The organism is Chryseobacterium sp. BGARF1, assembly GCF_001677955.1.
In the GTDB taxonomy this organism is placed as follows: Bacteria; Bacteroidota; Bacteroidia; order Flavobacteriales; family Weeksellaceae; genus Chryseobacterium.
The window spans coordinates 16,586-28,781 of record NZ_LELA01000043.1 but is presented as its reverse complement, the minus strand read 5'-3'; the positions used below and the strand labels follow the sequence as shown (position 1 = coordinate 28,781).

Genomic DNA, 12,196 nt, shown 5'->3' with positions numbered 1-12,196 from the left:
ACGAAGGAAAGCATAGTGAATAATCTTATTTAAAAGAGATTCTTCCTTCGTCAGAATGACAAATAGTATAATTAATAATTGTAAATTAATCTTCCAAATACCCGAATTTTCCGGTATTGAAATCTTCAAAAGCCTGCATGATTTCTTCTCTGCTGTTCATTACAAAAGGACCATGTGGAAAGATTGGTTCATTTAAAGGTTCTCCGCTGAGAATTAATACTACAGAATCTTCTGTTGCTTCAATCGTAAAGTTTTCGCCTTCATTTTTAAACAAAACCAAATGGTCAGTTTTTACTTTTTCTTCACCATTCACTAAGATGTTTCCTTCAACCACCAAAGCTGCGGTATTAAAATTGGCAGGAAAATTAAATTCTGCTTTTCCACCGGATTTTAATTTGGCATTCATTAAATTCACGGGACTGAATGTCGTGGCAGAACCTTTTATATTTTGATATTCTCCGGCGATAATTTCTACTAAGCCGTTTTCACCTAAATCTGCTCTTTTTATTTCTGAGTTTTTAATCGCCTGATATTTTGGCTTGCTCATTTTATCTTTTGCAGGAAGGTTTACCCATAGCTGCACCATCTGGAAAATTCCTCCCGTTTTTGACCATTCTTTTTCGTGATATTCTTTATGTAAAATTCCACTTGCTGCAGTCATCCACTGTATATCTCCTTCACCAATGATGCCACCGCCTCCTGCGCTGTCATGATGCTCTACTTTTCCTTGATATGCGATCGTTACTGTTTCAAAACCTCTGTGTGGATGAACTCCAACTCCGCGAGGCGTTTCTGAACCATTGAAATGAAATTTAGAATTATAATCAAGCATAATAAACGGATCCATTCTTTTCATATCTAAATGATAAGCTCCCGGAATAAAATTGTGCACTCTGAAACCATCACCTACAAAATGAGCAGGTTTTGGCGGAACTACGATTTCTATTTTTTTTGTTGTCATAATAGATGTTTTAATTTTAAACAAAATTAGAACAGTTTGTAATCAATTACATTGATGTGTGATAAGTAAGTTTGAGGGTTATAGAGTGGGAGGGTTTTAGAGTTTATTCTTGGGATTTCATGTTTCTGCCATCGAACGTATGAAGTCTTCTGAAAACTAAGCTTGATAGAATGGTTAAAATTCCTACGGTAAGGAAGGTGTAACGAAATGCGTTGTGGGTTTCATGTTTAATTAATTCAGGGCTGTTTTCGTAAATTTTTAAAACAATTAAACCAAAAGCAATCCCAAATCCGATGGCTAACTGTTGATTAACCGAAATCAAAGAGTTTCCGCTGCTCGTTTGAAAGTTTCGTAAGTCTGCGATAGAAATGGTATTCATCGATGTAAACTGTATTGAATTGAAAAATCCTAAAATAGCAATCACCGGAACAAACCAAAATATGGAACTGTGAATATCCGGAATGGCAAGGCAACAAATTAATACTCCGATAATGAATGTATTGACCATCAAGGTTCTTCTGTAGCCAAATTTATTTAAAATTTTAATGACGGAAGATTTCCCGAACATCGCAGTTAAAGCCATTGGCGCAATAATCCAACCTGAAGTTACGGCTGATTGACCGTACGCAATCTGAATCATCAAAGGAAGCAATAACGGAACCGAGCTGATCCCTAATCTTGTCGCAAGATTTCCTACGATCCCAACACGGAATGTACGCACCTGAAATAAACTTAAAGGAAAAATAGGATTGTTGCCTCTTTTTGCGTGTCGGTAGTAATAATAGAGGAACAAAAATCCTAATATGAAAACGAGTAAAACCGGTGTGATATTCTGCATGTCTCCGAAAAGTTCCAGAGAAACCGAAAGGAGAAGTGAAGCTGCTGCAAAAATCATAAAGCCTTTTAGGTCAAAATCGGTTTCCCGTGCATTGTAATTGGGCATATATTTTAACCCTAAAACAATTCCTAAAACTCCGATCGGAATATTAATAAGAAAAATCCAGTGCCACGAAAGATAATCTACCATGTAACCTCCGACAAGCGGACCGAGAACCGGGCCAATTAAGGCAGGAACGATAGCGAAGTTCATAGCTTTGAGTAATTCGTTCCGGTTAAAAGTTTTAATTAAAGCCAGTTTTCCAACAGGAGTCATCAAACTTCCACCAACGCCCTGAATAACCCTTGAAATAACCAAATGAGTAAGGTTTTGAGAAAGTGCACAAAATACAGAACCTAAACTAAAAAGTACCAAAGCAAAGATAAAAACCCTCCTTGTTCCGAAACGGTCTGCCAAAAATCCGCTTGCAGGCATGAAAACTGCAAGTGTCAAAACATAACTGATAATTGCATTTTGCATATTCAATGGAGATTCATTTAAATCTCTTGCAATTGAAGGCAGGGAAGTGTTCAGAATCGTAGAATCGAGCATCTGCATAAAAATGGCAGTTGCTAAAATCAACGGAAGAACTTTTTTTACAGTTTGGCGTGGAGAAGTTTGTGTGGGCATTTATCGAAAAATTGATATGATTTGCCATACCAATTTACGAAAAATTATAGGATGAACCTTTTAAACTTAAGATAATTACAGACTCATATGAATCAACGGATAATCTTTACCCGAACCATCTTTTTCTGATCTTCCTGTTTTTCTGAATCCCATTTTTTCATAGAACCCTATTGCCTGCGGATTTTGCTCGTTCACATCTACTTTTGTACAACCGGTTTTATCACATAAATATTGAAAAAGAATTTTTCCTAATCCTTTTCCACGAGCATCATTATGTACAAAAAGCATTTCTAAAGTATCGTCAGAAACTGCACCAAATCCTTTCGGATCACTGTTCTCAGAAATAATGTAGACTTCAAGATGAGGGAAATATTGCTCAGGAATTACTTTTTTGAAATATTGAAAATCACTTTCCGATAAAAAATCATGAGTAGCTTTTACGGCAGACTCCCAAATTTGAACCAGTTTCGGATAGTCGTCTGGAACTGCTATTCTAATAGTATAAGACATTTTATTTTTCGGTTAAATTTAAAAAATTAATCAATGAAAACGAAAATCATGTTTTCAGAATGATGAGAAAAAAAATAATTGACTAATTTTAAGTAAAAGAAATCTTATGCCTTTTTTAGAAACCATCAGCAAAATTTTAAAAATAAAATATCCAATCGTACAAGCGCCAATGTTTGGAGTAAGTACTCCGGAAATGACTGCAGCTGCTGGAAAAGCAGGATGTTTGGGTTCGTTGGCTTTAGCTGATCTTTCCGCTGAAAAATCTGTTGAATTGATTCGTAAAACCAAATCACTGACAGATCAACCTTTTGCGGTTAATATTTTTGTTCATCAAATTCCTGAAATTACCGATGAATTAAAACAACAATATTCTAAGACGAAAAAACATCTTGAAAACCTGGCTCAGGAAAATAATATTGAAGTTCATCTTCCTGAATTAGAAAATATTAAAATCAATTCTTATCATGAACAGATTGATGCCATTATCGATGAGAACTGTAAAATTCTGAGCTTTACTTTTGGAAATCTTGACCATCAAAGCATTCAGAAATTAAAAGAAAACGGAACAATTTTAATTGGAACCTGTACATCTGTAGAAGAAGCTTTGGCTCTTGAAAAATCGGGAATTGATATTATTTGCGTTCAGGGAATAGAAGCCGGAGGTCATAGAGGAAGTTTTGTTTCGGAAAAAATTCCTCAGATTGGCGGATTTTCTTTGCTTTCTCAGGTTTATGATTCTGTAAAAGTTCCTCTGCTTTATGCAGGCGGAATTTATAACGGAAAAACTTTGGCTGCTGCAAAACAATTGGGTGCAGAAGGCATTCAGGTGGGAAGTATTTTATTATGTTCACAGGAAAGCGCTTTGCAGGATTTTGAAAAAGAAAGACTGAAAAATGTCAATGAAAAAGATATTGTATTAACGAAAAGTTTTTCGGGGCGGTACGCAAGAGGAATTAAAAATAAATTTATTGAAACGATTGAAAATTCAGAATATATTTTGCCGTACCCATATCAAAATAAGCTTACAGGAGAATTGAGGAACATCGCAAGAACGGTGAAAAATGATGAGTTTGTCAATTTTTGGGTAGGGCAATCAATTGTTAACTACAGCAAACTTTCAACTCAAAATATTTTAGAAAAATTAATTAGAGAATATTCAGGATCTATTTAGTTTTAAGGCTCTCGCAGATTTAAGTGATTTAGCAGATCTAATAAATGAAAAAAACAGTTTTATGAAGTTAACGCGATAATATTTAAGCTATATTTATATCATAAAACCATACAATATAAATGAGATCACCATCACAAAATTTTGAAAAACCAATAAGAAAAAAATCAACTGCAAGAAAAATATTGAAAATCGTTGGATTCGGATTCTTAGTTTTAATCCTTGGTTTAGGCATCACAGAATATGTTTACCGAAATGAAAAAGAAACACCGCTTTATAAAATTCAACAATATTTAACGTACAGCAAAGAAGATTGGGCGAATTATGAAAACAATAAGCGAATGTTGGCAAGTTCTCCTGCAGAATCGAGTATGACCGATATTGCAAGTCCTGCTCCTGAAAGCCCGATTGATACTTTGATGTGGGAAAATGCAATTAAAAATAAAGATTTTATTCCGGATGAGGTTTTGGCGGAAATAAAAAGGTACAAAGCACGAGATTTTTCTAAACTGATCTTGGCGGAGAATAAACCGACCAGTGAAGAAGCTCAAAATGCCATTATTAGTCATTATAAAAAAGAAGTAAGTAAACTTTTAGATGAATATAAAGCCCATATTGAAATCGGAACAGCTTATAATGCACCATTGCGATCAGGAGACGAATTGGTAAGAGTTACGGCAATGGTTTCGGCGTTTAATAAAGAACGCGGAAATTTGGGAAATATTCAGATGCCGCTCGATGTGATCTATGATTTTGTTCAATATAAAACTGAACCTAATGTTTGGTATGTATCAGATCTTAGCCAGAATATTCCTTATGATTATAAGCTTAATAAAGACCCTTGGTAAAGTTTTCATTAAAGTTAATATCAAAAAAATAGCTTTCAGAAGTACTGAAAGCTATTTTTTAGTGTGTAAATTAAGAGTTTATTCTTCTCAATTATTTATTTCGTTAGATCTAAACCACCGAAATTACCTGAACTCATCATCATATAAACACCTTGAGTTTTATCTAGTACATCCCAATATGCATGAAGCTCTTCAGCGTTGGTAAACACTTTTAGGTTTTCATTTTTGAATTTATCTTTGATCAGATCCGGAGAAATCGGCTCCATTCTTTTTATTTTTAAAGCATCTTCAGAATAGAAAACAATGGCTTCATCCAATCCGTCCATTGCATGGTCATATTGCTCAAGAAAAGCTGGGTTTAAACTTGAATATGTGTGAAGCTCAAGAAAACCGTATTTTTTTTCATTTTTAAACTGTTCACAAAATGCTTTTACAGCCGCTTTTACTTTACTCGGAGCGTGTGCAAAATCTTTGTAAAGAATTCCTTTATCTTCTCTTTCTACTTTTTCCAGACGCTTTGAAGCTCCTTTAAAGTTCATAATCGCATCATAGAAATCTTCATCCATAATTCCCAAAGTATGGCAAATGTGTCTTGCACCTTCAAGATTTAATAAATTGTGCGCTCCAAAAACAGAAAGCGGAATATCGCCCATTTCCGTCTTAAGAAGTACTTTTCCGTTGCTGATTTCGTATTCAGGAGTTTTATATGGAATTTTTCTGAAATAATTTTCAGCATTTTCTACCACTTTTACTACTTCTGCATCTTCTTCATTGTACACCAAAACTCCACCCGGAGTAATGCTTGCTACAAATCTTCTGAATTGCTCTATGTAATCGTCAAATGTTTTGAAAACATTGATATGATCCCAAGCAATTCCGCTCATTAAAGCAATATTCGGTTGATATAAAAGAAATTTTGAACGCAAATCGATAGGAGAGGAAAGGTATTCGTCACCTTCCAACACCATAAAATCATTGTCTTCGGTCAGTTTTACCATACAGACGAAACCTTCCAACTGAGCTCCCACCATATAATCTACATCTTTCTGATGGAAATTCAGAACATGAAGAATCATTGAGGTAATCGTTGTTTTTCCGTGAGAACCGGCGATTACAACTCTGGTTTTAGTTTTCGATTGTTCGTAAAGAAACTCAGGATAAGAATATATTTTTAAACCTAATTCTTTTGCTTTTGCTAATTCAGGATTGTCTTGATGAGCATGCATTCCCAGGATTACCGCCTCAATGTCAGACGTAATTTTTTCAGGAAACCAACCCATTTCTTCGGGAAGAATTCCTTTTTTTTCTAATCTCGATCTTGAAGGTTCAAAAATAGCATCATCCGAACCTGTTACTTGATATCCTTTATCTTTAAGTGCAATTGCAAGGTTGTGCATCGCGCTTCCGCCAATAGCAATAAAATGAGTTCTCAACTTATTTCCTTAGTTTTTTACGTTATTGTTTATGAGTTTCTGAAATTCAGCGGTAATGTTTTCCCAATTGGTTTTGAAGTTGGGCATGATCATACTTCCATCGTTCTTGCTTCCTTCATTTACACCTTTCTTAATGTTGATCGAAGTTGTCACGTTATCATAAACTTTTTTATGATCTTCCTGAATTCTTCTGAAATTATTTTTTGAAAGTGTTTCTTCCAAATTTTTCAAATCTTCATTAGATACTTTGAAACTTTTCTTGATTTTTTTACCCTGTCCTTCGAAAGAATAATGAGCATCATTTCCTTTAATTAAAAGGTTCTCGTAAGTAGGAGCATAACCTCCGCTCTTAGAATAACTGATATCAAAATCCTGGTAAACCTTCTGACTGTTGCAAGAAAACATGGTCAGAATAATTAAAAATACGCCTAAAATCTTCTTCATTATTGTTTTAGTTTTGTGAATTGCGTTGTTCAGTTTTTTTAGCCTTAATTTCTTCATCATACGTATGTAGAATATTAAAGTCTTCGGTCTGCTCAATGGCTGTCATTATTTTAAGAAGAATCTGCTGTGCATTTTCTTTGTCGTAATCAATATCTAAAGGTTTTTTAAACTCCATGGTAGGTTTTACACCGGTCACTTTTACACGAAGTCCTTTTTTATCAAACGCTCTTCTGAATCCATTTATTTTAATAGGAATTACAATCGGGCGCTGATTTTTAACCAATTTTGCCGTTCCTTTTCTTCCCTGAGCAAAAGCAGCTGTTGTTCCTTGCGGAAAAGTAGCTACCCAACCATTATCCAGGGCTTTCATAATGTTATCAATCTCTCCAAGGTCTACCATTCGGTTAACATTTTTACCTTCAGCTCTCCAAGTTCTTTTTACGGTAACTGCGCCTGCAATTTTAAAAATTTTTGGAAGAATACCTTTATTCATAGTTTCTTCGGCAGCTACATAATAAAAATCTACTCTTGGATTTAAAAGATAGATAGGGTTTTTAATCGTGTTTAAATAACCATTATTTACTGCGCAAAATGCATGATACATCGCAGCAACATCAGCAAAATACGTTTGGTGGTTTGACACAAAAAGGACATTAGAATCCGGAAGGTCTACCAGATTTTCTGTTCCGGTGATTTTAAGCTTGTTAAAACCATTGAATCTTCTGTAAGAAATAATTCCCAGAATAAAAATAATTAATCTTTTTAAAAAATAAGGTGTTCCGAATGAATCGGTAAAAATGTTCTTCTTCGCCATTTTTCAATTAAACATAATAGTTGCAAAGTTACATTTTTTTAATCAACTGGCTGAATTCGCTTAAGATCATTGCTGTAGCTCCCCAGATAATATATCCGTTGAAATTGATGACCGGGACCTCATGACCTCCGGCTCCCGGAAGTGCCATTATTTCAGGGCTGTCTGGTAAATTTAAAAATGAGGTAATAGGAAATTCTATCACCTCTACAGCTTCACTTTGCTGCAGAATAAATTCAGGATTTTTTTTCGTGTATGAGATAAAAGGATAAACATAGAAATTGCTTGGTGGAATATAAATAGGGGAGAGCTCCCGTATGATCCTCACATAATGTTTTTCAATGCCAATTTCTTCGGAAGTTTCGCGGATGGCGGTTTCAGCAAAATCTTTGTCGAGCTCCTCACGTTTTCCGCCGGGAAGAGAGATTTGACCGCTGTGACGGTCTCTTTCGTTTGTGCTTCTTACAATTAAAGGAAAATGCCATTCATTGTCTTTTAGATATAAAACGATATTTACAGCAGCAAATTTCGGATTTTTTTCTAAAACCTGGTCATATGTAAATACAGGACGGGATGGCGGTGAGAATATTCCGTGTGCATTGTCACCTGCCAATTCTGCATTTTTTATTTTTCGTAGTAAATCTTTTCCAAAACTCATACTTCAAATTTACTAATATATCTTGTAGAAAGGAAGCGTGAAAATGTTAATTAAAAATAATTTTAATTATAAAAAGTTGGTCTTTTATTAAAAAATAGGTTGATTTTGTTGAAGTATAAGGTGTCTAAAAATAAAAAAGCCTCCAAAATCTGGAGGCTATAAAATGTTTTTTTAATTAGAATATCCGCTCAATTCTTCTTTATTAGAATTGTAGATTTTGTATTCTAAATACTTGAAAGAATCCCTAGGGATAATGGTGACCCATTTTTTATACTTCAAAAACCATTTCATTTGAATGCTTTTAAGACCTTTAGTAAGGTAAGCTTCTACGAAAGGGTGTACATGCAGGAAAAGTTTTCCTTTTTCTTTCTGCATAATGGTTCTGATGGTGTCTCCCATTTTCTCAACAATTACGATCGGAGCTACTATTTCTCCGTCTTTGTTGGGGTTTTCTTCTTTGGTGTCGATTTGTTTTTCCGGACGGTTTCTCTGTCTTGTAATCTGTATCAATCCAAATTTACTTGGAGGTAAGATCTTGTGACGGGCTTTGTCGCGGCTCATTTCTGTTTTAAAATGCTCATACAAATCTCTTCTGTGATCGGGGTTGGTCATGTCGATAAAATCTACAACGATGATGCCCCCCATATCGCGAAGACGCAATTGTCTTGCTATTTCTGTGGCTGCCATTTTGTTCACATTCAGTGCGTGTTCTTTATTGGCAGTGTTTCCGGCGGTAATATTATTTCCGGAATTGACGTCGATTACGTGCAGCGCTTCTGTGTGTTCTATCACCAGATAAGCGCCTTTTGAACTTGGAATATTTACGTGTTTTCCGAAGCTTTGTTTAAGCTGTTTTTCAACGTTATAATATTCGAGAAGAGGAATGTGGGAGTCGTAGAACTGAACGATATTTTTTCGTTCCGGAGCTATTACTTCCAGATAATTTTTCATTTCGTCTACCATTTGCTCATCATCGCAAAAGACATTTACAAAATCCTGGTTAAAGTTATCTCTCAAAATAGACGATGCTTTATCATCTTCACTCAAGACTTTAGAAGGTACTTTGTTTTTCTGAATATTCTTAAAAGTATTTTCCCATTTCTGAATCAATTGATTCATGTCATTGTGGAGGTCAGCTACTTTTTTGCCTTCTGCTACCGTTCTGATGATGACACCAAAACCTTCCGGCTTTATACTGTCAATCAGGGTACGAAGTCTTACTTTTTCTTCAGAACTGCTAATTTTTTTTGAAATTGATACTTTGTTATCGAAAGGAATCAAAACCAAAAAACGTCCTGTTAAAGAAATTTGGGTAGAAATTCTAGGTCCTTTTGTGGAGATAGGCTCCTTGGTAATTTGTATTAAAACGATATCATCTTTGGCGATGATCTTATCTACAGTTCCGTTTTTGTCGATTTCAGGTTGAATCTCGAAGTTTTTCAAGCCTGATGAAGTCTGTTTTTTAGAAACCGAATCTTTTAAAAATTTTCGGTAGGTAAGATATTGCGGGCCCAAATCCTGATAATGCAAGAATGCATCTTTATCGTATCCGATATTTACAAATGCGGCATTAAGGTTTGGAGCAAGCTTTTTTACTTTTCCTATAAACAGATCTCCTACTACAAAATCATTTTTGTCTTCTTCCTCATGAAGTTCACATAGTCTACCATCCTCCAGCAAAGCAATCTTTGTAAGATCATCTTCATGCGAAACTATTAGTTCTTTCTTCATTTTTAAAATTAAAGATAAAAAGATTGGTGATGAAATTTGAGGTCATGATTGTTCATTTCACTCAATTCCTGACTGTTTTACATAACAAAATATAGTCGGTGAATTATTAAAAACTTAAAAAACACCAACTATATTATTATACTAAAAATCCCGAAGGAGATTATTTTTTCTTATGTCTGTTCGCTCTTCTTCTTTTCTTTCTTTTGTGGGTTGCAACCTTGTGTCTTTTTCTTTTCTTTCCGCTTGGCATAATGTTAATTTTTTTTAGTAACTAGTTAATATTAATTATTTCTCTTTTTATTTTACTGCAACTTTAGTTTTCACTTTCTCCACAAAAGATTTTGATGGCTTGAAAGCAGGAATATTGTGTGCAGGAATTTCTATTGCAGTGTTCTTAGAGATGTTTCTTCCCGTTTTTGCTGCTCTTGTTTTTACGATGAAAGATCCAAAACCTCTTAGATAAACGTTATCTCCATTGTACATAGAAGTTCTGATCTCCTGCATAAAAGCTTCTACAACTTTCTGTGTTTCATTCTTTTCGGTCCCCAATTTATTTGAGATGGTGTTTACCAATTCTGCCTTTGTCATTTCCTTTGTAAATTTTAAATTTTAGGTGTGCAAATTTAGTCAAAAAAATTGAATATTAACAATTTCAGTCGAAAAATGTTTCACATAAACTACTGAGAATTCTGTGTTTAGTATAGTGTACTGCTAAAAGAAGGATATTTTTACATGCTAGAATTGTAATATCCGTTTTCTACACAGAAGCGGATGAGGTGTAGTTTTGTTTTTAAACCAAGCTTTTCTGTAAGTCTATTAATATAGGTATCAATGGTTCGCGTACTCAAATTTAGTTGCTCACCAATCTCTTTATTACTGAAGCCTTCATAGCAAAATTTCATCAGCTGAATTTCTGTTGACGAAAGCTCCTGTTGACTTTTTTTCTGACGGTTCATATATTCCTGAACGGCCAAAGGTTGCTGTTGCCAGCTTTCGGAATAGGCTTGATAATCAAATTCTTGAGAGGTGATTTGTCCTTTAATGATATCCTTTATAATATTGCTGTTTTTTTGGCAATAATAGGTGTTTGGAATATTTTCTAAAATATCTGCCATGTCTTCCTGATACGTTCCGGAATAGGTAATGATGGGGGTTTCGCTGTTGTTTTTACGGATAAATTTTATGGCTTCAATGCCACTCAAGACCGGCATGAATAGTTCGATGATAAAAACATCTTCCTGTTTTCGGTAGATTCGGTTAATCAACTCATGACCGTTATTGCAGTCATTAAGCAGCATATTGAATGGATTTTCTAAAAGCGTTTTGATCATTATCTTTTTAAAATAAAAATCGCTGTCCGCAATAGAAAATCTTACCGTATTGGTCAGTAATTTACTCATTTTATTTTCGTGATTTGGTATGGCAAAATAAAATTCTGCTCACTAAAATAAGAAAATCTTTCGAATTTGAGTCTTAAACTTCACATTAAAAAATTGTAAATTGTATTGTATGCATTGAATTTAATTTTGTGAATACATGTTTTTTTCCTATTTTCACAATCCAAATCAAATCGCAAACATGTCTTCTAACACAGAAAAAAAATTAAACAAATCTGATGTAAGATTAGGTATATGGAAGTTTATTCTTTCATTTGTTATCTTATCTGCAATTTCATTTACCAGTGTATTCTTCTTTTTTAAGAGCTATAACCGGCAACTTACAGGTGTCGATGATGAAGTTCGTGCTTACCGCGATTTACTCAATCGTGACAATATTCTTCATACACAAGTCGACAGTATCTATGCTCGAATGGAAATGCTGGATTCAGACAAAGCTTATAATGACAACTATTTACGTACTTATATTCTTGATAACGTACGTGAAGCTCAACAAATCATGGGTGCCGACAGTGCTAATAATTTTAAGCATTATGCTGTACTAATGCAGAAAATCAAGCCCATGCTTAATCTGAAAAGCCAAATTATTAATGTTTCTTTTAAACAGCAGATTGCCATACGCAACGTTCAGGAATGTCAGGGGAAATCTAATCAGATTAACAACAAAATGAAAATAGATCCTACTAGAAACTTCACAGGTAGAAGAAGATAATTATAATTAAAGTTTA

The 12,196-nt window shown here is 34.4% G+C and carries 13 protein-coding genes; 3 read left to right on the top strand and 10 right to left on the bottom strand.

Annotated elements, in window-relative coordinates:
* Positions 1–85 precede the first annotated feature (85 nt).
* The 3 genes from AB671_RS08425 to AB671_RS08415 all read right to left on the bottom strand — a co-directional run bounded on the left by AB671_RS08425 (position 86) and on the right by AB671_RS08415 (position 2,978).
* Positions 86–961, bottom strand: a complete 876-nt coding sequence (locus AB671_RS08425; RefSeq protein ID WP_066678777.1) for a pirin family protein — start codon at positions 959–961, stop codon at positions 86–88.
* Positions 962–1,064: 103 nt separating this feature from the next.
* A complete protein-coding gene (locus tag AB671_RS08420; RefSeq protein ID WP_066678778.1) occupies positions 1,065–2,468 on the bottom strand; it encodes an MFS transporter in 1,404 nt (467 codons plus the stop codon).
* 75 nt (positions 2,469–2,543) lie between these two features.
* The gene (locus AB671_RS08415) at positions 2,544–2,978 is read right to left on the bottom strand and encodes a GNAT family N-acetyltransferase (RefSeq protein ID WP_066678779.1); all 435 of its coding nucleotides are present in this window, start codon (positions 2,976–2,978) and stop codon (positions 2,544–2,546) included.
* A 106-nt stretch (positions 2,979–3,084) separates the two neighbouring features.
* On the opposite strand from AB671_RS08415, the gene AB671_RS08410 reads away from it, so the two are divergent.
* Positions 3,085–4,149 (top strand): NAD(P)H-dependent flavin oxidoreductase, encoded by a 1,065-nt coding sequence (locus AB671_RS08410; RefSeq protein WP_066678781.1) that lies wholly within the window; start codon positions 3,085–3,087, stop codon positions 4,147–4,149.
* Positions 4,150–4,268: 119 nt separating this feature from the next.
* Complete coding sequence (locus AB671_RS08405) at positions 4,269–4,994, top strand: hypothetical protein (RefSeq protein ID WP_066678783.1); 726 nt, start codon at positions 4,269–4,271, stop codon at positions 4,992–4,994.
* A 95-nt stretch (positions 4,995–5,089) separates the two neighbouring features.
* Here AB671_RS08405 and AB671_RS08400 read toward each other — a convergent pair whose 3' ends face one another.
* From AB671_RS08400 to AB671_RS08370, 7 genes are all read right to left on the bottom strand, one after another.
* Positions 5,090–6,427, bottom strand: coding sequence for a UDP-N-acetylmuramate--L-alanine ligase (locus tag AB671_RS08400; protein ID WP_066678787.1), 1,338 nt, complete (start codon positions 6,425–6,427; stop codon positions 5,090–5,092).
* A 9-nt stretch (positions 6,428–6,436) separates the two neighbouring features.
* Complete coding sequence (locus tag AB671_RS08395) at positions 6,437–6,871, bottom strand: hypothetical protein (RefSeq protein WP_066678820.1); 435 nt, start codon at positions 6,869–6,871, stop codon at positions 6,437–6,439.
* A gap of 7 nt (positions 6,872–6,878) precedes the next feature.
* On the bottom strand, positions 6,879–7,685 hold the full coding sequence (locus tag AB671_RS08390) for a lysophospholipid acyltransferase family protein (protein WP_066678788.1): 807 nt from the start codon (positions 7,683–7,685) through the stop codon (positions 6,879–6,881).
* A gap of 28 nt (positions 7,686–7,713) precedes the next feature.
* Complete coding sequence (locus AB671_RS08385; RefSeq protein ID WP_066678790.1) at positions 7,714–8,340, bottom strand: NUDIX hydrolase; 627 nt, start codon at positions 8,338–8,340, stop codon at positions 7,714–7,716.
* A 171-nt stretch (positions 8,341–8,511) separates the two neighbouring features.
* Complete coding sequence (locus AB671_RS08380) at positions 8,512–10,071, bottom strand: Rne/Rng family ribonuclease (protein WP_066678792.1); 1,560 nt, start codon at positions 10,069–10,071, stop codon at positions 8,512–8,514.
* Positions 10,072–10,368: 297 nt separating this feature from the next.
* Positions 10,369–10,659 carry an HU family DNA-binding protein gene (locus tag AB671_RS08375; protein ID WP_034674127.1) on the bottom strand — a complete coding sequence of 97 codons (291 nt, stop codon included), beginning with the start codon at positions 10,657–10,659 and terminating at the stop codon, positions 10,369–10,371.
* Positions 10,660–10,799: 140 nt separating this feature from the next.
* Positions 10,800–11,471 carry a response regulator transcription factor gene (locus tag AB671_RS08370; RefSeq protein WP_066678793.1) on the bottom strand — a complete coding sequence of 224 codons (672 nt, stop codon included), beginning with the start codon at positions 11,469–11,471 and terminating at the stop codon, positions 10,800–10,802.
* Between the two features lie 178 nt (positions 11,472–11,649).
* Between AB671_RS08370 and tssO the strand changes: the two genes are divergently transcribed.
* Positions 11,650–12,180 (top strand): type VI secretion system TssO, encoded by a 531-nt coding sequence (gene tssO, locus AB671_RS08365; RefSeq protein ID WP_066678821.1) that lies wholly within the window; start codon positions 11,650–11,652, stop codon positions 12,178–12,180.
* Positions 12,181–12,196 lie beyond the last annotated feature (16 nt).